Raw genomic sequence first — 21,211 nt, forward strand, 5'->3', positions numbered from 1 at the left:
GGGTCCGGCCCCGGCCCTCAGCCGCGCCGCTGGGGGGCGCGCGGGACGGCGAGGGTGACGGCGAGGCCGTGCGGGACGGCGGTGCCGAAGGTGAGGGAGCCGCCGGCGGCCTGGAGCAGCGTGGTGGCGATCGACAGGCCGAGGCCCGAGCCGTCCACGTTCTGGTGCCGGGTGCTGCGCCAGAAGCGGTCGCCGGCCCGGGTGAGCTCCTCCTCGGTGAGGCCCGGGCCCTGGTCCGAGACGGTCACCGCGACCTCCTCGCGGCGCACCGCGACCAGCACCCGGACCCGGCTGCCGGGCGGGCCGAACTTCAGCGCGTTGTCGACCACCGCGTCCAGCGCGCTGCCGAAACCGATCGGGTCGGCCAGGCCGAGCGCCAGCGCCGGACCCTCCCAGGCCAGCTCGATCCCGCGCTGACCGGCCAGCGGACGCCAGGCGTCCACCCGGGCCAGGGTGAGCACGGCCAGGTCGGTGGGCTCCGGCTCGGGCCGGGCGTGCTCGGCGGTGGCCAGTCCGAGCAGGTCGTCCAGCACCCGGGCCAGCCTGACGCCCTCCTCACGGACCCCGCCGAGCTCCTCGTCGTGGCCCTCCGGCAGCTCCAGGCCCAGCACCTCGACCCGCAGCAGCAGCGCCGCCAGCGGGTTGCGCAGCTGGTGCGAGGCGTCGGCGACGAACGCCTTCTGCTGGTCCAGGGCGAGCACCACGTGATCGGCCATCTCGTTGAACGAGCGGGCGAGCCGCTGCAGCTCGGGCGGTCCGCCGCCCGGCGCCACCCGGGCGTTCATCCGGCCGGTGGCGATGTCGTGGGTGGCCCGGTCCAGGGTTCGGACCGGACGCAGCACCCATTCGGTCAGCCGGGCCGCGAGCAGCACGGCGACGATCATCGCGACGGCCTCGCCGGCGCCGATCACCAGCCACTGGCGCAGCACCCGGGTGCGCAGCGCGCCGGTCGGGGAGTCGCTGAGCACCACCGCGACCACGTCGCCGTCGCGGACCACCGGGGTGGCGACGGTGAGCGTCCGGTCCGGGGTCCACGGCCAGACCTGGGGCGGGTTGTGGCTGCGCCGGCCGTCGAGGGCCTCCTGGAACGCCTGGTCGGCCCAGCCGCTGACGGGCACCCGCCAGTCGGCCGGGGCCACCGCGATCGGTACGCCGTCGCGCTGGAAGATGCCGATCCGCACCCCGTACAGCTCGTGGTAGCGCACCACCTCCGCGTCCAGCGCGTGGCGGCGGCTGAGGTCGCCGGGGGCGGGCTGGGGGTCGCCCTTGAGCGCCGATTCGAGGCCGGAGACGCCGGAGGTCGGCAGGTCCTGGGCGAACCGGGCGGCGTCGTCCAGACGGTCGACCACCACCCGGCTCTGTTCGGCGGCGGCGAACGCGGCGGCGAGCGGCATCCCGAGCGCGGCGAGCACGCAGAGCATCAGCGCGATCAGGATGCCGAGCAGGCGGGTGCGCACGTGCGGTCAGTGCTCCGCGCGGGCCGGGGGCGTGCTGTCGGCGGCGGGGGCCGGGCACTCCGGGATCAGCCGGTAGCCCACGCCCCGGACGGCCTCGACCAGGCCGGGCAGGGCGAGCTTGGTGCGCAGCGAGCCGATGTGCACCTCCAGGGTGCGGCCGTTGCCCTCCCAGCCGCTGCGCCAGACCTCGCTGAAGATCTGCTCGCGGCGGTAGACCACGCCGGGGCTCTGGGCGAGCAGCGCCAGCAGGTCGAACTCCTTGCGGGTGAGCGGCACGTCCCGGCCGTCGACGCTGACCCGGCGGCGCTCGCGGTCGATCACGATCCCGCGGGACTCCAGTGGGCCGCGCTGCTGCGGGACGGAGTCCGGGGCGGGCGCGGCGACGGCGGCGGGGGCGGCGCCGCGGCGGGCCACGGCGTGGATCCGGGCGAGCAGCTCGCCCATGTCGTAGGGCTTGGTGACGTAGTCGTCGGCGCCCAGGTTGAGGCCGTGGATCCGGGAGCGTATGTCGGCGCGGGCGGTCACCATGATCACCGGTACGCCGCTGCCGGCCCGGATCCGGCTGCAGACCTCGAAGCCGTCCCGGTCGGGCAGCCCGAGGTCGAGCAGGACCACCCGGTACGGCTCGTTGCCGTCCGGTACCAGGGCGTCCAGGGCCTCGTGGCCGCTGCGGGCGTGCCGGACCTGGAAGCCGTGCCGGCCCAGCACCGCGACCAGCGCGGCGGCCACGCGTTCGTCGTCCTCGACGAGCAGCAGTCGCATGGTTCTCCTCCTCTCCCGGACGGTCTCCCGGCGGGTCTCCCCCGGTCGCCGTGCGATGGTCACGGCCCCTGCCGGGCAGGTCCCGGTTCTGCGCAGTATGGGCCAGCGGACGCCCGGACGCCAGGCTCGGTCAGCGGCCGCCGACCGTCGCCGGGGCTCCGTGATCATGCCCGCCGCGGCCCCCGGACGCTGTCACTGTGCCCCTAGCGGGCCTTTGTGAACAGCGTTCGCCGGGCGTGTGGCCGGATCGTGATCCTCAAATTCCACTCAGATCGGCTGACGTGGCGCCGTCAGGGCTCCTATGGTCGGCCCACCGAGGGTCGCGGCTCCGCCGGCTGCGACCCTCGGATTCCTACCACCATTGCCGCCCAAGGGAGTTCGCACCCACGGGCCGACCCGAGGGAGCAGGCCCGATGACCACGAGCCTCGACCAGGACTCCCGCGCCGACGCCGCTCCCCTGGTGGTCCTGCGCAACGTGAACAAGCACTTCGGTGCGCTGCACGTCCTCCAGGACATCGATCTGGAGATCCAGCAGGGCGAGGTGGTCGTAGTGATCGGCCCCTCCGGCTCCGGCAAGTCCACGCTGTGCCGGACGATCAACCGGCTGGAGACCGTCGACTCCGGGAGCATCACCATCGACGGCCGCCCGCTGCCCGCCGAGGGCCGGGAGCTGGCCCGGCTGCGGGCCGAGGTCGGCATGGTCTTCCAGAGCTTCAACCTGTTCGCCCACAAGACCGTGCTGGAGAACGTGGTCCTCGGCCAGGTGAAGGTCCGCGGCATCGCCAAGGACCAGGCCGTGCGGACCGCCCAGGAACTGCTGGACCGGGTGGGCGTCGGCGCCCAGGCGTCGAAGTACCCCGCCCAGCTGTCCGGCGGCCAGCAGCAGCGGGTCGCGATCGCCCGGGCGCTGGCGATGAACCCCAAGGTGATGCTCTTCGACGAGCCCACCTCGGCGCTCGACCCCGAGATGATCAACGAGGTGCTGGAGGTCATGCGCCAGCTGGCCGCCGACGGCATGACGATGGTCGTCGTCACCCACGAGATGGGCTTCGCCCGCTCCGCCGCCAACCGGGTGCTGTTCATGGCGGACGGCCGGATCGTCGAGCAGAACACCCCCGAAGCCTTCTTCACCGCGCCGCGCTCCGAGCGCGCCAAGGACTTCCTCTCCAAGATCCTGCAGCACTGATCCACCGGTCCGGCCCCCGGCCGGCAGCGGGGGCGCCAGCGTGCGCCCGCCCCTCACCGGGCCTTCCGCCCGCCGACCGGGCCCCCACCCGAACCGCACCCTTCGCCAGAGCCCGGTCGACCCGTGGCCAAGCCCGAGGAGAACTACCCTCATGAGGACTCGTCGCACCTTCGCCGTCGCGCTCTGCGCCATCGCGCTCACCGCCACCGCCGCCTGCGGCAAGGACGGCACGCCCGGCGGCGGCACCACCTCGGCCGGCGGCAGCGCCGCCCCCGCGCTGCCCACCTACACCGTCAAGACCGACGTCAAGGTGGACTCGGCCGTGCTGGCCGAGGCCCGCAAGCGCGGCCAGCTGATCATCGGCGCCAAGTCCGACCAGCCGTTCCTCGGCTGGGAGGACCTCGCCAGCGGCGACCGCACCGGCTTCGACATCGAGATCGCCAAGATGGTCGCCGCGGACCTCGGCTTCACCCCGCAGCAGATCAAGTGGCAGACCCTGGTCTCCTCGCAGCGCGAGCCGGCCATCTCCAAGGGCCAGATCGACTTCTACGTCGGCACCTACAGCATCAACGACGAGCGCAAGAAGACCGTCTCCTTCGCCGGCCCGTACTACGTCGCCGGCCAGGACCTGCTGGTCAAGAAGGACAACACCACGATCACCGGCCCGGACTCGGTCAACGGCAAGAACGTCTGCACCGCCACCGGCTCCACCTCGATCAAGAACATCGAGAAGTACTCGCCGAAGATCACCCAGTTCGACACCTACTCGGCCTGCGTCGAGAAGCTGATGTCGGGCGAGGTCGACGCGGTCACCACCGACGACGCCATCCTCAAGGGCTACGCCTCGAAGTACTCCGGCAAGCTCAAGGTCGTCGGCCAGCCCTTCACCAAGGAGAACTACGGCGTCGGCCTGGGCAAGGACGACAAGGCGCTGCGCGACGCGATCAGCGACGCGCTGAAGGCCCACCAGGACAACGGCGACTGGAAGAAGGCGTACGACGCCACCCTCGGTCTCTCCGGCGCCGCGGCCCCGCAGCCGCCGGCCCTCGACCGTTACTGATCCGCCCGTCTCCCCCGTTCCCCCCGAGTCGACGAACCCCTGAGAGGAGGGCCGCCGGATGGGCTTCCTGTTCGAGGACGGCAACTTCGCGCTGTTCCGCGACGGCTTCCTGCAGACGATCGCGCTGAGCGCGCTCAGCGCGCTGCTCGCCCTGCTGCTGGGCACCCTGCTGGCGGCCTTCCGGGTCTCCCCGGTCCCGGTGCTCCGGGCCTTCGGCACCGGCTGGGTCACGCTGTTCCGCAACACCCCGCTGACCGTGCTGTTCTTCGCCGTGACGTTCGGCCTGCCGCCGCTGGGCGTGCACTTCAGCCACCTCGTGTTCGCGGTGCTGGCGCTCGGCGGCTACACCGCGGCGTTCGTCTGCGAGGTGCTCCGCTCCGGCATCAACACGGTGCCGCTGGGCCAGGCGGAGGCCGCCCGCAGCCTGGGGATGACCTTCGGCCAGACGCTCACCCAGATCGTCCTGCCGCAGGCGGCCAGGACGGTGCTGGCGCCGATGAGCAGCGTCTTCATCGCGCTGCCGAGGAACTCGGCGATCGCCGGCGCCTTCAGCGTCGGCGAGCTGTACAGCGTCCAGCAGGGCTTCTCCGACGGCGACGGCTACTCGATCTTCGCCATCTTCTTCTGGGTGGCCTGCGCCTATCTGCTGATCAGCGCCACCATCGCCCTGCTGTTCCGTTTCCTGGAGTCCCGACTGGCGGTGGCCCGATGAGCAACCTCTTCACCCGCTCCGCGACGGCCAGCGTCCTCTACGACGCCCCCGGCCCGAAGGCGCGCAGCCGCAACCGGATCTTCGGGGTGCTCTCGCTGCTCGGCATCGCCGGCCTGGTCTGGTACGTCCTCGTCACGCTGAACGACCACGGCCAGTTCGACGCCGGCCTCTGGGACGCCTTCCAGTACACGACCATCCAGCAGCGGATCGTCGACGGCCTGGTCTCGACCCTGAAGGCATTCGGGCTGGCGGCGGTGTTCTCGCTGGTACTGGGCGCGCTGCTGGCGGCCGGGCAGCTCTCCGACCACAGGCCGGTGCGCTGGGTGTGCGTCTCGGTGGTCCAGTTCTTCCGGGCGATGCCGCTGCTGATCCTGATCGTCGCGCTCTACTACGGCTTCTTCGCCAAGGAGCCGATGTGGGCCCTGGTGCTGGGCCTCACCCTCTACAACGGCTCGGTCCAGGCGGAGATCATCCGCAGCGGCGTCAACGCGGTGCCGCGCGGCCAGGGCGAGGCGGCGTTCGCGCTCGGCATGCGCAAGACCCAGGTGATGACCGGCATCCTGGTCCCGCAGGCGGTCCGCTCGATGCTGCCCACGATGATCGGCCAGCTGGTCGTCACCCTCAAGGACACCTCGCTGGGTGCCATCATCACCTACCAGGAGCTGCTCTTCGTGGGGAAGGCGATCGCCACCCAGCCGCTCAACTCCGCGGGCTTCCCCTACATCCCCGTGGTCCTGGTGATCGGCCCGCTCTACATCGCGATGTGCCTCCTGCTCACCGCGCTCGCCCGGTGGATCGAGGCACGTGGCCGACGCGGCGCGAACCGGCGCACTTCAGCTGCTGCTTGACGGACACGCAGGTGAACTGTTGCATTGCTCTTCGTGACACCATCCGGGAGCATCCACGCGGCATATGACGGCAGGCTGACGCCCGGTCCGTGCTCCGAGATCCACGGCGCCCGCCCGGGCCCGGAGGGACCGGCATGGACCCGGTGATCGTGGTCGGGGCCGGGCCGGTCGGCCTGGCCCTGGCCCTCGCCCTGGCCCGGCACGAGGTGCCGACCGTCGTCCTCGACGAGGGCAGCGGGCTCAGCCCCGAGAGCCCCCGCAGCCTCGTCCTCGGTGGCGACACCGCCGCCTTCCTGACCCGGATCGGCTACACCCGGGCCACCTCGGACGCCGCCCGCTGGGACGCCTTCGGTGTCTGGCGCCGCCGCCAGGAGGTGCTCCGGATCGACCTCGCCGACACCCCCGTCCTGCACCTGCCCCAGCACCGGCTCCAGCGCGGCCTGCGCGACGCCCTCACCGGGACCCCGCTGGTCAAGCTGGTCCCGCTGCACCGGATCACCCGGCTGGAACAGGACCGCGACGGCGTCAACGTCCTCACCCGCAACCCGCAGGACGGCACCGAGACCTGGTGGCGCGGCAGCCATGTGGTCGGATGCGACGGCGCCCGCTCGGCCGTCCGCAAACTGCTGAAGATCCGCTTCCCCGGCCGGCCCGCCGTCGACCGCAGCGCGATCGCCACCGTCCGGGTCGACCTGCCCTTCACCGAACCCCGGCTGCACCGCGAGCCCCCGTGGCGCGGCGACCGCGAGGCCACCGCCCGCCCGCTGCCGGACGGCGTCTGGCGGCTCGACTGGCGGCTCCCCCCCGGACGGCCCGCCCCCACCGAACCGGTCGACCCGCACGCCACCTGGCCCGGGATCGTCACCGGCGACACCCTGCTCACCCGGGTCTCCTCCACCCTCACCGGCTGGTGCGGCGAGCTCCCGAAGTTCGACCTGCTCGCCGCCGCCGACCACACCGCCCAGCAGCGGCTGGCCGCCCGGTTCCGGGTCGGCCGCTGCTTCCTGGCCGGCGACGCCGCCCATCTGCACGGCGCGCTCGGCATGCAGAACCTCACCGACGGCCTGCGTGACGCCGACAACCTCGCCTGGCGACTCGCACTCGCCTGGCACCTCCCCCCGGGCGGCGGTCGGGGGGACGTCCCGGGCGGTTCCCTGCTCGACGGCTACGAGGCCGAACGCCGCGGGGCGGTCGGCGCCCGGCTGCGCGCCGTCGACCAGGCCATGCCGCTGCTGCGTCCGCTGCGCGGCTGGGCCCAGACCCGGCGCTCGCTGCTCACCGGCTCCTTCCGCAAGCACGCGCCGATGCTCGCCGACGGGCACCTCGGCACCGGGCGGTTCGGCGGCGCCCCCGCCTATCCGGCCGCTCCTTCCGGGGTGCCCGGGCGGGTCCCGGTCCAGCGCGGCGCCCGCGGCACCACCTCGCTCAGCGAACTCCTGCCCGCCACCGCCCCCGGGGTGCTCGTCCCCGACCTGCCGGTCCTGGCCACCGACGGCACCCCCGACCGGCTGCACTCCCGGCTCGGCGCGGGCTTCCTGCTGCTGCTGGTCGCGCCCGGCACCGCCGTCTGGTCGGCGGAGCGCTGGCTGGGCGCCGGGTTGATGCCCCGGCTGGCCGAGGTCGCCGCCGCGCTGCCGGTACCGGCCGAGGTCCTGGTCACCGAGTCGTACCCGGGCGCCGGCCCGCACACCGTGCTGCTGATCCGGCCCGACGGCCATCTGGTCGGCGTCACCCAGGGCGCGGCGGCGGAGGACCTCCAGGCACTGGCCGACGGGGTCAGGGGCGGCCCGGCCTCGCTCCCCGGCGGGCCCGAGCGGGAGGCGTCGGCGCCCGGTGCGGCCGCTCCCGGTGCCGGGGCTTCCGGTCCTGCGGCCTCCGGTGCCGCGTCGACCGGTGCGACGGACCCCGGCCCGGCCGGCACCGAACCGGTCGCCGAGCAGGCCCCGCCGGTCCGCCCGTCCGGGCGCTGACCGCGCGGCGGACGGACGGGGCTGACGGACTGACGGGCGGGCCGGCGGGGCGACGGGCTGACGACGGGTCCCCGTACTCACCGGGCCGCCTACCTGGCCACCTCGGTCGCCCGGCTCTCGCGGACCACGGTGACCCGGATCTGGCCCGGATAGGTCAGCTCCTCGGCGACCTGCTTGGCGACCTCACGGGCGATCACCTGCGCCCCGAGGTCGTCCACCACCTCCGGCCGGACCATCACCCGCACCTCCCGACCGGCCTGCATCGCGTAGACGGTGGCCACGCCGTCGTGCGCCCGGGCGATCTCCTCCAACCGCTCCAGCCGCCGCACATACGCCTCCACCGACTCCTTGCGCGCGCCCGGCCGCCCGCCCGAACAGGCGTCGGCCGCCTGGGTGAGCACCGCCTCCACCGTCCGGGGCTCCACCTCGCCGTGGTGCGCCGCGATCGCGTGCACCACGTCCGCCGATTCGCCGAACCGCCGGGCCAGATCGGCCCCGATCGCCGCGTGGCTGCCCTCGACCTCGTGGGTCAGCGCCTTGCCGATGTCGTGCAGCAGCGCCGCGCGCCGTACCGGCTCCGGGTCCACCCCGAGCTCGGCGGCCATCATCCCGGCCAGGTGCGCCGACTCCACCAGGTGGCCGAGCACGTTCTGCCCGTACGAGGCCCGGTAGCGCAGGGTGCCCAGGGTGCGGACCAGCTCCGGGTCCATGGCGCCGACCCGGACGGCGAGCAGCGCGTCCTCACCGGCCCGCACACAGCGGCGCTCGACCTCGGCCCGGCTGCGCTCGTGCGCGTGCTCGATCCGCAGCGGGTGGATCCGGCCGTCCTCCACCAACTGCTCCAGGGTGAGCCGGGCGGTCTCCCGGCGGACCGGGTCGAAACAGGAGAGCTGCACCACCGAGGGCGTCTCGTCGATGATCAGATTGACGCCGGTGACGGCCTCGAAGGTCCGGATGTTGCGGCCCTCACGTCCGATCACCCGACCCTTCATCTCCTCGTTGGGCAGCCGGAACACCGACACCGCGGTCTCGGCCGTCTGTTCGGCCGCCAGCCGCTGGATCGCCCCGGCGACGATGCCCCGGGCCCGCTGCTCGCCCTCCTCACGGGCGGCGCGCTCGATCTCCCGGACGGTGACCGCCGCCTCCCGCCGGGCCTCCGCACCGGCCTCCCGGACGAGTTCGGCACGGGCCTCGGCGGCGGAGAGCCCGGCGGTCCGCGCCAGTTCGGCCGCCCGGCGCCGGAGGAGTTCCTCGGCCTCGGCCTCGGTGCGGGCCAACGCGGCCGAACGCTCGGTGAGATCGGCCTCCCGGGTGCGCAACCGGTCGAACTCCCCGGCCAACCGCTCCTCGCGCCGGTCGAGCTCGGCCCGCAGCCGGTCGGCCTGCTGCTCGGCCTGCCGCCGGGCCCGCTCGGCCGCCGCGGCGGCGCGCCGGCGAACGACCCTCAGCCGCCGGGCCACCAGCCACGCCGTCGCCAGTACCACCAGCAGGACGGCTGCCGACAGGGAAGCGGCCGATCCGGCGCTCAGCGTGATCCTCATGCTGCCCACTCCCCGTCCCACCGCGGCACGCCGCCAGGGACCACCGCGCGGCCACCCGGAACCGCCCGGTCACCAAGCATGGCCGGGCGTACGGCCGGGGCGGCCGAGGAACGGTCGACGTGCTCCCGCACTGAGTGCGAGGCTAGGCGCGGGTTACGAAACGGTCAAGACTGGCCAGGTAGTTGACCAACCCTCGGGTAACACTCGGGGCGACCGGGCCCCGCCTCGACGGCGGACCTGGCTCAGCCCTCGTAGCCGTACCCGTCCTCGTCGCCGTCCCCGCCGCCGTCCGTCGGATCCTCCGCGTCCAGCGCTTCGCGGACCACCCGGAAGGCCAGGCCCTCGGAGTAGCCGCGCCGGGCGAGCAGCCCGACCAGTCGGCGGGTGCGGGTCTGTCGCTCCAGACCGCGGGTGGCCCGGAGCCGCCGGTCGACCAGGGCCCGGGCCGCCTCGGCCTCGTCGTCGTGGTCGACCTGGGCCAGGGCCTGTTCGGCGCGCTCGCCGGAGATGCCCTTGGTCCGCAGCTCCTGCGCCAGCGCTCGCCGGGACAGCCCGCGGACGCTGTGCCGGGACTCCACCCAGGCCCGGGCGAAGGCCGCGTCGTCGATCAGCCCGACCTCCTCCAGCCGGGTCAGCACCTCCTCGGCCACCTCGTCCGGGATCTCCCGCTTGCGCAGGGCGTCGGCGAGCTGCTTACGGCTCTTGGCCGCACCCGTGAGCAGACGCAGGCAGATGTCCCGCGCCACGCTCTCGGGATCGGCCGGCTCCTCGGCCCGGGCGCTCCGGCCCGCCCCACGACCGGCCCGGCCCCGGTCCGCGCCGTCCTGCTCCCGCTCCCCGGCGGCACCGCGCTCCCGGGCACGGCCGGACCGACGCCTCGGGCGCTCCTCCGGGAACTCCGGGGCGGGGTCGGCCGCACCCCCGTGACCGGCCGTCCCCGCACCCTCGCCCGAACCGCCCCCGACGGCAGCGCCGCTCTCCGCCTCCAGCGCCGAGCGCCGCCGACGCCGCCCCGCGGGCAGGCCGGAAGCCTGGCGGAGCCCCAGCTCGCCCATGTCCGCCGGGCGAGCCACCGGGTGCTTCACCGCCCGGGCCCGCTCCGGCGCGGGCTCCGGCGCCCACGCCGGATCCCAGACCGCTTCCGACCGGGCCCGCCGCTCGGTCGGCGACTCGGACCGCGGCCCCGCGACAGCCGCGAACCAGTCCGGCGGCCCGTGGTCGTCGTCCTCCTCCTCGGGGCCGATCGGCCCACTGTGCTGCGTCAACGGCTCATGCCTTGGCGGCCGCCGCGGCCGTCGTCGTCTTCTTCGCCGCGGCCGTCTTGGCGGCGGTCGCGGTGATCGGCTTGGCCGCACCCTCGGCCCCGGCCGCCGACTCGCCCTCGGCCGGCTCCTCGACCTTCGGGCCGATGCCCAGCTTGCTCTTGAGCTTCCGCTCGATCTCGTCGGCCAGCTGCGGGTTGTCCCGCAGGAAGTTACGGGCGTTCTCCTTGCCCTGGCCGAGCTGGTCGCCCTCGTAGGTGTACCAGGCGCCCGACTTGCGGATGAAGCCGTGCTCCACGCCCATGTCGATCAGGCCACCCTCACGGCTGATGCCCACGCCGTAGAGGATGTCGAACTCGGCCTGCTTGAACGGCGCGGCGACCTTGTTCTTGACGACCTTGACCCGGGTGCGGTTACCGACCGCCTCGGTGCCGTCCTTCAGGGTCTCGATCCGGCGGATGTCCAGCCGGACGGAGGCGTAGAACTTCAGCGCCCGGCCACCGGTCGTGGTCTCCGGCGAGCCGAACATGACGCCGATCTTCTCGCGGAGCTGGTTGATGAAGACCGCGGTGGTGTTCGACTGGTTCAGCGCACCGGCGATCTTCCGCAGCGCCTGGCTCATCAGCCGGGCCTGCAGACCGACGTGGGAGTCGCCCATCTCGCCCTCGATCTCGGCGCGCGGCACGAGCGCCGCCACCGAGTCGATGATCACCAGGTCGATCGCGCCGGAGCGGATCAGCATGTCCGTGATCTCCAGCGCCTGCTCACCGGTGTCCGGCTGGCTGACCAGCAGGGCGTCGGTGTCCACGCCGAGCTTCTTGGCGTACTCCGGGTCGAGCGCGTGCTCCGCGTCGACGAAGGCGACCGTGCCGCCGGCCTTCTGGGCGTTGGCCGCCAGGTGCAGGGTCAGCGTGGTCTTGCCGGAGGACTCGGGGCCGTAGATCTCGACCACGCGGCCGCGCGGGATGCCGCCGACCCCGAGCGCCACGTCCAGGGCGGTGGAACCGGTGGAGATCACCTCGATCGGCTCGTTCGCCTTCTCGCCGAGGCGCATCACCGAGCCCTTGCCGAACTGGCGCTCGATCTGGGCGAGCGCCGTCTCAAGAGCCTTCTCGCGGTCCGTACCTGCCATGGCTTCCACCCTCGGGTTCTGTGCTGTGCGCTTCATCGTCCTCGACGCTAGCGCCTCCCACCGACAATCGGCCCCGACCGGGCTCTGCCTGGGGAAAACTCTGCGCCGGAGAGTACAAAGAACAAGTGTTCGAATCAAGCCGGAGCCGTTCGGCCTACTTCCTCCCGGAGTCCCCGCCGACCATCCGCCGCAGCCGGCGGGCCGCCTCCCGACGCAGTTCCCGGCGGTGCCGCCGCTGCTCACCGCGGTCGATCCGCGGATCCGTGGCCACCTCGTAGCGGCGCACGTACGTACCGACGAAGCCCTGCAGGGTGGCCGCCGCCGGGATCGCGATCAGCGCGCCGACGGCGCCCAGCAGCGCCGCGCCCGCGATCACCGAACCGAACGCCACCGCCGGGTGCACGTCGACCGTCCGCGCCGTGATCCGCGGGTGCAGCAGGTAGTTCTCGATCTGCTGGTAGACCACCACGAAGACCAGCACCCAGAGCGCGTCCACCGGCTGCTCGGTGGTGAGTGCCACCAGCACCGGCAGCGCCCCGGCGAGGTAGGTGCCGATGGTGGGCACGAACTGCGACATGACGCCGACCCAGACCGCGAGCGCGGCCGCGTACGGCAGGTCCAGCAGCGCGAACATCACCCAGTGCGCCAACGCCGACGCCACCGCGAGCAGCGCCCGCGAGTAGAGGTAGCCGCCGGTCTTGGCGAGCGCGATCTCCCAGGCCCGCAGCACCTCCGCCTGCTTCGCGGGCGGCAGCATCGAGCAGACGGTCCGCCGCACCCGGGGTCCGTCGGCGGTGAAGTAGAAGGTGAAGAGGCCGACGGTGAACGCCTGGAAGAGCCCGCCGATCAGGGTCGAGGAGACGCCCCAGACGTTGTCCGCGGCCTGCTGGGCGTAGGTCTCGATCGCGCCGGAGTCCTTGAGCAGCTTCTTCTGCAGCTCGTCCAGCGAGAGGTCCTGGTGGAAGGTCCGGTTGATCCAGGCGATCAGGTTGTCCAGCAGGTGGGGCAGGTCGCCGGCGATCTTCGCGACCTGGTCGACCAGCAGGGTGCCGAGCGCCGTCAGGAAGCCGGCCACGGCGATCGCCACCGCGACGAAGACCAGGAAGGTGCCGAGGCCCCGGCGCACGCCGCGGGCCGCCATCCGGTCCACCGCCGGCTCCAGCGCCAGCGAGAGGAAGAACGAGACCAGCAGCATCACGAAGAGGTCGATCAGCTGGTGGAAGGCCCAGTCGGCGAGCTGGAACGCGCCGACCAGGAGCAGGGCGAGCACCATCGCCCGCGGCAGCCAGCGCGGCATGCCGGTGCCCCACAGGCCGTCACCCGCGGTCCGGGCGACCCCCGCCGGCCCCTCGGGCGGGCCGGGCGGGCCCGGCGGGGAGGCGGGCGTAGGGCCCGCGGCCTCGTCGGCGACCTGCGCCGACCTGTCCGAATTCTGCGGTTCTGCACTGCTTGCCACCCGCACAGTTTGACCCATGCCCGACGAACGTTCGAGCACTGCCGGAGGGTTCTGCGGAGCGGGGCCGGGGCCGGTCGGGCCCGACCGGACGCGGTGGCCCGGGCCGTCGGAACGCGGTGACCCCGGTCAGCGGAGCACGGTGGAGACGCCCTGGGTCTCGCAGACCACCCGCCAGACGTCCTTGGCCTCCTGGCCGGCGTCCAGCGCCTGCCGGACGGTCCGCCCGCCCAGCTCGCTCATCACGTGGTCGCTCGCGAACGACTCCGCGTACGTCTCGCCGAAGTGCTCGTACATTCGCCGCCAGAACTCCGTCAGCCTCATGCCCCCAGTATCCCGGACCGCCCGTCGGCCGGTCCGGGCATTTCCGCGGCGCTCAGGGCCGCCGGTCGGCGGCCGTCAGCGCGTACTCGACCTCACCGTGCTCACTGCCCGCGATCGCCTCCGGGTACTCCTCGTGGAAGGTGCGCACGTACGACAGCCCGGCCTTCTCCATCACCCGCCGGGACCCGAGGTTGACCGCCATCGTGTACGCCACCACCCGCTCGACGCCCAGCCCGGTGAAGCCCCGGCGGATCAGCGCCCGGGAACCCTCGGTGGCGTAGCCGTGCCCCCAGGCCGCGCGGCGCAGCCGGTAGCCCAGCTCGACCTCGGCGCGGTCACCGCCGGTCGGCCGGAACTCGAACCAGCCGAGGAAGGCCCCGCCCTCCCGCTCCTCGGCGGCCCACCAGCCGAGGTCGCCGAAGCGCCGGTAGTGGTCGAAGTAGAGCGGCAGCAGGGTGTCCTCCACCACCGCGCGCGGGGTGGGCCGGCCACCGGTGAGGTAGCGGGTCACCTCCGGGTCGGCGTCCAGCTCCACCAGGGCGTCCACGTCGGCGGCGGTGAAGCGGCGCAGCACCAGCCGCTCGGTGGTGAGGAAGATGTCCATCCCCCGATCCTCGGCCCGCCGGCCCCGTTCCGTCACCTGGTTTTCGGCGGTCCTCCGTCCCCGCACCACCCTTCCGCCGCAACACCCGTCCGCCGTCCGGGCCGGTCCGGGCGGGCCCCGCCCCGTGGCTCAGTGCGGCAGCACCAGTGCCCCGGCGCCGTAGAACTCGTGGTCGCCGCAGACGTGCGGTCCGGGCGGGCAGGCGGCCGCCGCGTCCTCGGCGAGCAGGGCGGCCAGCCGGTCGGAGCCCCAGTCCGGGTGCAGCGCGGCGGCCACCGCGACCGCGCCGGTGACGTGCGCGGCGGCCATCGAGGTGCCGGCCAGCGCCGCGTACCGGCCGCCGGGCCAGTCGGAGACCACCGCTCCCCGGGCGCCGCCGTCCGGATCCCCGCCGGGGGCGGCCAGCGAGACGTGGCCGCGCCCGTAGTTGGTGTACGCGGACGGGCGGCCGTCCCGGTCGACGGCGGTCACCGTGACCACGCCGGGCAGTTCGCCGGGCAGCCGGACGCACTCGGGCCCGACGTGGCGGGACTGCGGCGGGCCGGCCGTGCGGTCGTTGGGGCTGCGCTCGTCGGTGCGGGGCGCGCCGAGGTCCTGCCCGTCGTTGCCCGCCGAGGCGACCACCACCGCGCCCTTGCCCCGGGCGTACGCGACGGCCCGGCCGACGGCGGCGGTCAGCGCGGCCTGGTCGGGGTCCTCGGGGCAGTTGTACTTCCACGGGTCGGCGAAGTAGCTGTTGTTGATCGCCCTGGCGCCGTGGTCGGCGGCCCAGAGGGTGCCGCAGACGATGTTCTCGGCGTAGTACTGGCCGAGCGGACCGAGCAGCCGGACGGCGGCGATCCGCACGCCGGGCGCGACCCCACTGACGCCGCGGCCGTCCCGCGCCGCGCCGACGATACCGGCGACGTGGGTGCCGTGGCCGCTCTCGCCGACCCCGGCGTCGGGGCGCCAGGCGCCGGTCCTGGCGTCGGGGCGGCCGTCGGCGCAGGAGGCGGAGCTCCGCGGGTCGACGGCGGCGCGCAGATCGGGGTGGGTGTCGTCGACGCCGGAGTCGAGGACGGCGACCAGCACCTTGCGCAGGGCGTCGGCGACGGGGGTGCCGGGGCCGCGCAGCAGGTTGGGAGTGGCGTCCGCGGCGGCGCCGGGGGCGGCGCCGAGCTGCGCGAGGTTCCACGCGTCCTGCTCGCCCGGGTCCGGAACGGTGGCGGTGGCGTCGTCCCCGCCGTCCCCGGCCCCCCTGCCGTCCCCGCCGAGCCCCTCACCCGCCGGACCCGAACCCGCCCGGTCACTCCCGGCCCGGTCCCCGCCCGCCCGGTCCCCGCCCGCCCGGTCACTCCCGGCCCGGTCGCCGGACGCCGGGTCCGTCCCGGCCCGGAAGTCGCCGGCGCCGTCCAGCGGCCGGGGCGGTCCCGGCACCGGCGAGGTACGGCTGGCCCCGACCGCGGCCACCCCGGGCCGGCCCCGGACCTTCTCCGCGAAGCCCCCGCCCGCGTACGCGAGCACCACCCCGATCTGCGGGTACTCCTGGACCACCTGCCCCCCGGCGGCCCGGGCCTCGGCGGCGGCGCGCGCGGCCCCGTCGGCGTCGGCCCGCTCGGCCAGCACCAGGTAACTGAGGTAGGAGCGGCCGGGCCCGGCGACGTAGGGCACCGCGCCCCCGACGACCAGCGCGGTCAGCAGCATCGCGAGCAGGACCCGGAGCGGTCCCCGGGAGCGGTACCGGACCGGCGGCCGCCCGGGACCGGCCGCCCGGACGGGCACGGGAGCCGGGCCGGCACCGGGAACCGGGACAGGACCGCCGCGGCCGGACGGGTCCGCCTGCGCCATGGCACGGTCTCCGCTCGTCGGTCCCGGCGGCCGCGCCGGAGCCGGCCGGCCACCGGAGGGCTGATCATCACAGGGTCATCACGGTGGTATGAATCATCACCATATGATCCGTTTGTCCGACTCGCCTTCCCGATTGCCCCGAACGGCCACCGCTCCGACGCCTCCCGGCCCGCGTTGTCAGTGCCACCCGGCACCATGGGGGCATGGCGACCGCGCACCCGACCCCGCCCCCGGCCGACGACCCCCTGGCCGGCTTCGCCCCGGCCACCCGGGCCTGGTTCACGGGTGCCTTCTCCTCGCCGACCACCGCCCAGGCCGAGGCGTGGCGCGCCATCGGCCGGGACACCGACGTGCTCGTGGTCGCCCCCACCGGCTCCGGCAAGACCCTCGCGGCCTTCCTGTCCGCACTGGACCGGCTCAGCAGCACCCCGCCCCCGGCCGAGCCCGGCCGCCGCTGCCGGGTCCTCTACATCTCCCCGCTCAAGGCCCTCGCGGTGGACGTCGAGCGCAACCTCCGCGCCCCACTGGCCGGCCTGCGCCAGGCCGCCGTCCGGCTCGGCCTGCCCGAACCGGACGTCCAGGTCGGCATCCGCTCCGGCGACACCCCGGCCGCCGACCGCCGGCGCTTCGCCACCCACCCGCCGGACATCCTGATCACCACCCCCGAGTCGCTCTTCCTGCTGCTCACCTCCGCCGCCCGGGAGGCCCTGCGCGGCGTGGACACGGTGATCCTGGACGAGGTGCACGCCGTCGCCGGCACCAAGCGCGGCGCCCACCTCGCCCTCTCCCTGGAGCGGCTGGACGAGCTGCTCGACCGCCCGGCCCGCCGGATCGGCCTGTCCGCCACCGTCCGTCCGGTCGAGGAGGTGGCCCGCTTCCTCAGCCCCGGGCGCGGCGCCGAGGTGGTCCAGCCGCCCGCCACCAAGGAGTTCGACCTCTCCGTGGTGGTCCCGGTCCCGGACCTCGACGACCTGCCCGCCGCCCCCTCGACCGGCGCCGCCGGCGAGGAGGACCCGCAGCGGAAAGCCTCGATCTGGCCGCACGTCGAGGAGCGCATCGTCGACCTCGTCCAGGCCCACCGCTCGACCATCGTCTTCGCCAACTCCCGCCGACTGGCCGAGCGGCTCTGCAACCGGCTGAACGAGATCGCCCTGGAGCGGGCCGGCGGCGCCCCGCAGCCGGAGACGCACGCCCCCGCCCAGCTGATGGGCGGCGCCGGCGCCACCCGCGGCGCCCCACCGGTGATCGCCCGGGCCCACCACGGCTCGGTCTCCAAGGAGCAGCGCGCCCTGGTCGAGGAGGAACTCAAGGCCGGGCGGCTGCCCGCCGTGGTCGCCACCTCCAGCCTGGAGCTGGGCATCGACATGGGCGCCGTCGACCTGGTGGTCCAGGTCGAGTCCCCGCCCTCGGTCGCCTCCGGCCTCCAGCGGGTCGGCCGGGCCGGCCACCAGGTCGGCGCCGTCTCCACCGGCGTCGTCTTCCCCAAGTATCGGGGCGACCTCGTCCAGTCCGCCGTGGTCACCGAGCGGATGCGGGCCGGGCGGATCGAGGCACTGCGGGTCCCCCGCAACCCGCTCGACGTCCTCGCGCAGCAGCTGGTCGCGATGACCGGGATGGACACCTGGCCGGTCGACGAGCTGCTCGCCCTGGTCCGACGGGCCGCGCCGTTCGCCACCCTGCCGCAGTCCGCCTTCGACGCGGTGCTCGACATGCTGGCCGGCCGCTACCCCTCCGACGCCTTCGCCGAGCTGCGCCCCCGCCTGGTCTGGGACCGGGTGGCCGGCACCGTCACCGGCCGCCCCGGCGCCCAGCGGCTCGCCGTCACCTCCGGCGGCACCATCCCCGACCGGGGCCTGTTCGGCGTCTTCATCGCCGGCACCGACCAGGAGCCCGGTGGGGGCCGCGCGGAGGGGCGGTCCGCGGCGACGTCCCGCAAGGGCGGCGGCGGGCGCCGGGTGGGCGAGCTGGACGAGGAGATGGTCTACGAGTCCCGGGTCGGCGACGTCTTCACCCTCGGCACCACCTCCTGGCGGATCGAGGACATCACCCACGACAAGGTGCTGGTCACCCCCGCCCCCGGGATCCCCGGCCGGCTGCCGTTCTGGAAGGGCGACACCCTCGGCCGCCCGCTCGAACTCGGCCGGGCCCTCGGCGCCTTCACCCGTGAGCTGGCCGCGCTCGACCCGGCCGCCGCCACCGCCCGGCTGAAGCTGGCCGGCCTGGACGACTGGGCCGCCGCCAACCTGCTCGACTACCTCGCCGAGCAGCGCACCGCCTGCGGCCACCTCCCCGACGACCGCACCATCGTGGTCGAGCGCTTCCGCGACGAGCTCGGTGACTGGCGGATCGTCGTCCACTCCCCGTTCGGCGCCCAGGTGCACGCCCCCTGGGCGCTCGCCCTGGCCGCCCGGCTGCGCGAGAAGCACGGCCTCGACCCGCAGGTCATGCACGCCGACGACGGGATCGTGCTCCGGCTGCCCGACGCCGACCTGTTCTCGCCCGACTTCGACTTCGGCGGCCCCGCCCCCGCACCGGCCCCCGCGACCGGGGCGGTCACCGACGACGCCCCGGTCGGCGCCGACGCCGCCCTGTTCGACCCGCAGGAGATCGAGCAGCTGGTCACCGACCAGGTCGGCGGCTCCGCCCTGTTCGCCTCCCGCTTCCGCGAGTGCGCCGGCCGCGCCCTGCTGCTCCCGCGCCGCAGCCCCGGCAAGCGCACCCCGCTCTGGCAGCAGCGCCGGCGCGCCGCCCAGCTGCTGGAGGTCGCCGCCGAGTACGGATCCTTCCCGATCGTCCTGGAGGCCGTCCGCGAGTGCCTCCAGGACGTCTTCGACGTGCCCGGCCTGGTCGAGCTGATGGGCGACCTCGAATCCCGGGCCGTCCGCCTGGTCGAGGTCACCACCCCCGAGCCCTCGCCGTTCGCCCGCTCACTGCTCTTCGGCTACGTCGCGCAGTTCCTCTACGAGGGCGACTCCCCGCTCGCCGAGCGCCGCGCCGCCGCCCTCTCGCTCGACTCCCGGCTGCTGTCCGAACTCCTCGGCCAGGCCGAGCTGCGGGAGCTGCTCGACCCGGAGGTCCTCGCCGAGCTGGAGGCCGAGCTCCAGCGGCTCACCCCCGAGCGCCGGATCAAGGACGCCGAGGGCGTCGCCGACGCGCTGCGCCTGCTCGGCCCGCTGAGCGAGGCCGAGCTGACCGCCCGCGGCGCCGAACCGCTCCTCGCCCTCGAACTGGAGGCCGCCCGCCGGGTGATCCAGGTCCGGATCGCCGGGGAGCCGCGCTGGGCCGCCGTCGAGGACGCGGGCCGACTGCGCGACGCCCTCGGCACCCCGCTCCCGGTCGGCGTGCCCGAGGCTTTCACCGAACCGGTCAAGGACCCGCTCGGCGACCTGCTCGCCCGGCACGCCCGCACCCACGGACCGTTCACCGCCGCCGAGGCCGCCGCCCGCTTCGGCCTCGGCACCGCCGTGGTCACCGGCACCCTGCACCGGCTCACCGCCACCGGCCGCCTGGTCCAGGGCGAGTTCCGCCCGTCCGGCGCCCACCCCGCCCCGGAGGCGCCGGGTCCCGCCCTCCCGCCCGGGCACACCGGCGCGGTCGAGTGGTGCGACGCCGAGGTGCTGCGCCGACTGCGCCGCCGCTCGCTGGCGGCCCTGCGGCAGGAGGTCGAGCCCGTCCCGCCCCGCGCGCTGGCCGCCTTCCTGCCGCAGTGGCAGCACCTGGCCGGCCATCGGCTGCGCGGACCGGACGGCCTGCTCCGGGTGGTCGAGCAGCTCCAGGGCGCCGCCCTGCCCGCCTCCGCACTGGAGAAGCTGATCCTCCCGGCCCGGCTGGCCGACTACTCCCCCGGCCTGCTCGACGAGCTGACGGCGGCCGGCGAGATCGGCTGGGCCGGCGCGGGCGCGCTCCCCGGCAAGGACGGCTGGATCAGTCTGCACCTGGCCGAGAACGCCCACCTGCTGCGGACCGAACCCGTCCCGCCCACCGTCACCCCGGTGCACACCGCACTGCTGGAGGCGCTGGCCGGCGGCTACGGCCTGTTCTTCCGCCAGTTGGTCGCCCACCTCCCGGAGACGCCCGAGCCCGAGATCGTCGAGGCCCTGTGGGACCTCGTCTGGGCCGGCTACGTCAGCAACGACACCCTGGCCCCGCTGCGGGCCCTGCTCGGCTCCGGGCGGACGGCCGGCGCCACCGCGCACCGGGCGCCCCGAGCCACCCCGCGCGGCCGCTACGGCGGCGCGGGCCGGCCCCACGGCAGGCTCGGCGGGGCCCTGCGCAGCGGCCCGCCGACGGTGGGCGGGCGCTGGTCGCTGCTGCCCCCGTTCGCCCCCGACCCGACCCTCCGGGCCACCGCCCGGGCCCAGAGCCTGCTGGACCGGCACGGTCTGCTCACCCGGGGCACGGTCGTCGCCGAGCGGGTCCCGGGCGGCTTCGCCGGGGTCTACCGGGTACTGGCCGCCATGGAGGAACGCGGCCGGGCCCGCCGGGGCTACTTCGTCGAGGGGCTGGGCGGCGCCCAGTTCGCCATGGAGGGCGCCGCCGACCGGCTGCGCTCGGTCAACGGCCGGCTGGAGCGGGCCGGGAGCGCGGAGTGGCCGGCCGCCCCGGCCGCCGAGCCCCCGCAGGCCCTGGTGCTGGCCGCCGCCGATCCGGCCAACGCCTACGGGGCCGCGCTGTCCTGGCCCGAGCCGCCCACCGCCGAGAGTTCGGGCAAGGCGCACCGGCCGGGCCGGAAGGCCGGTGCCCTGGTGGTCCTGGTCGACGGCGACCTGTGCCTGTACATCGAGCGCGGCGGCAAGTCCCTGCTGGCCTGGCCGGAGGACGGGGCGACGCTGGCCGCGGCGGCGGCCGCGCTGGCCGGGGCGGCCCGGGCAGGGGCGCTCGGCAGTGTGACCGTCGAGCGGGCGAACGGTGAGCCCGCCCTCGGCTCCGCGCTCGGCAGCGCCCTGGAGGAGGCGGGCTTCCACCCCACCCCGCGCGGTCTGCGGCTGCGCCCCTGACCCCGGCGGCACCGGCGGTATCGGCCGAAGGGGCCGGACACGCGACGAGGGCCGCGGGAGCCCAAGCTCCCGCGG

General features: G+C 74.9%; 15 protein-coding genes. 6 read left to right on the forward strand and 9 right to left on the reverse strand.

Annotated elements, in window-relative coordinates; translation table 11 throughout:
- Positions 1–17 precede the first annotated feature (17 nt).
- The gene (locus ACIQ9P_RS30825) at positions 18–1,457 is read right to left on the reverse strand and encodes a sensor histidine kinase (protein WP_402363362.1); all 1,440 of its coding nucleotides are present in this window, start codon (positions 1,455–1,457) and stop codon (positions 18–20) included.
- A 6-nt stretch (positions 1,458–1,463) separates the two neighbouring features.
- On the reverse strand, positions 1,464–2,219 hold the full coding sequence (locus tag ACIQ9P_RS30830; protein ID WP_402363365.1) for a response regulator transcription factor: 756 nt from the start codon (positions 2,217–2,219) through the stop codon (positions 1,464–1,466).
- A gap of 413 nt (positions 2,220–2,632) precedes the next feature.
- Between ACIQ9P_RS30830 and ACIQ9P_RS30835 the strand changes: the two genes are divergently transcribed.
- From ACIQ9P_RS30835 to ACIQ9P_RS30855, 5 genes are all read left to right on the forward strand, one after another.
- Entirely contained in the window at positions 2,633–3,406 is a 774-nt protein-coding gene (locus ACIQ9P_RS30835) for an amino acid ABC transporter ATP-binding protein (protein WP_402363368.1), read from the forward strand.
- Positions 3,407–3,557: 151 nt separating this feature from the next.
- Positions 3,558–4,466, forward strand: a complete 909-nt coding sequence (locus ACIQ9P_RS30840; RefSeq protein WP_402363371.1) for a glutamate ABC transporter substrate-binding protein — start codon at positions 3,558–3,560, stop codon at positions 4,464–4,466.
- A gap of 58 nt (positions 4,467–4,524) precedes the next feature.
- Entirely contained in the window at positions 4,525–5,178 is a 654-nt protein-coding gene (locus ACIQ9P_RS30845; protein WP_402363374.1) for an amino acid ABC transporter permease, read from the forward strand.
- Positions 5,175–6,026, forward strand: a complete 852-nt coding sequence (locus tag ACIQ9P_RS30850; protein WP_402363377.1) for an amino acid ABC transporter permease — start codon at positions 5,175–5,177, stop codon at positions 6,024–6,026. The genes ACIQ9P_RS30845 and ACIQ9P_RS30850 overlap by 4 nt, the downstream gene beginning before the upstream one ends.
- Before the next feature lie 134 nt (positions 6,027–6,160).
- Positions 6,161–7,996 (forward strand): FAD-dependent monooxygenase, encoded by a 1,836-nt coding sequence (locus ACIQ9P_RS30855; RefSeq protein ID WP_402363380.1) that lies wholly within the window; start codon positions 6,161–6,163, stop codon positions 7,994–7,996.
- Between the two features lie 89 nt (positions 7,997–8,085).
- On the opposite strand, the gene rny is transcribed toward ACIQ9P_RS30855, so the two are convergent.
- The 7 genes from rny to ACIQ9P_RS30890 form a co-directional block, all read right to left on the reverse strand.
- Positions 8,086–9,537 (reverse strand): ribonuclease Y, encoded by a 1,452-nt coding sequence (rny, locus tag ACIQ9P_RS30860; RefSeq protein ID WP_402363383.1) that lies wholly within the window; start codon positions 9,535–9,537, stop codon positions 8,086–8,088.
- 242 nt (positions 9,538–9,779) lie between these two features.
- A complete protein-coding gene (locus tag ACIQ9P_RS30865) occupies positions 9,780–10,802 on the reverse strand; it encodes a regulatory protein RecX (protein WP_402363386.1) in 1,023 nt (340 codons plus the stop codon).
- A 4-nt stretch (positions 10,803–10,806) separates the two neighbouring features.
- Entirely contained in the window at positions 10,807–11,931 is a 1,125-nt protein-coding gene (recA, locus tag ACIQ9P_RS30870; RefSeq protein ID WP_402363389.1) for a recombinase RecA, read from the reverse strand.
- Positions 11,932–12,085: 154 nt separating this feature from the next.
- Entirely contained in the window at positions 12,086–13,387 is a 1,302-nt protein-coding gene (locus ACIQ9P_RS30875) for an AI-2E family transporter (protein ID WP_402363392.1), read from the reverse strand.
- A gap of 126 nt (positions 13,388–13,513) precedes the next feature.
- Positions 13,514–13,708, reverse strand: a complete 195-nt coding sequence (locus ACIQ9P_RS30880) for a DUF3046 domain-containing protein (protein ID WP_402363395.1) — start codon at positions 13,706–13,708, stop codon at positions 13,514–13,516.
- Between the two features lie 52 nt (positions 13,709–13,760).
- Entirely contained in the window at positions 13,761–14,312 is a 552-nt protein-coding gene (locus ACIQ9P_RS30885; RefSeq protein ID WP_402363398.1) for a GNAT family N-acetyltransferase, read from the reverse strand.
- Positions 14,313–14,441: 129 nt separating this feature from the next.
- Positions 14,442–16,139, reverse strand: coding sequence for a S8 family serine peptidase (locus ACIQ9P_RS30890; protein WP_402363402.1), 1,698 nt, complete (start codon positions 16,137–16,139; stop codon positions 14,442–14,444).
- 203 nt (positions 16,140–16,342) lie between these two features.
- On the opposite strand from ACIQ9P_RS30890, the gene ACIQ9P_RS30895 reads away from it, so the two are divergent.
- A complete protein-coding gene (locus ACIQ9P_RS30895; protein ID WP_402363405.1) occupies positions 16,343–21,136 on the forward strand; it encodes an ATP-dependent helicase in 4,794 nt (1,597 codons plus the stop codon).
- Positions 21,137–21,211 lie beyond the last annotated feature (75 nt).

This window comes from Kitasatospora sp. NPDC094019 (genome assembly GCF_044764505.1).
GTDB lineage: Bacteria > Actinomycetota > Actinomycetes > Streptomycetales > Streptomycetaceae > Kitasatospora.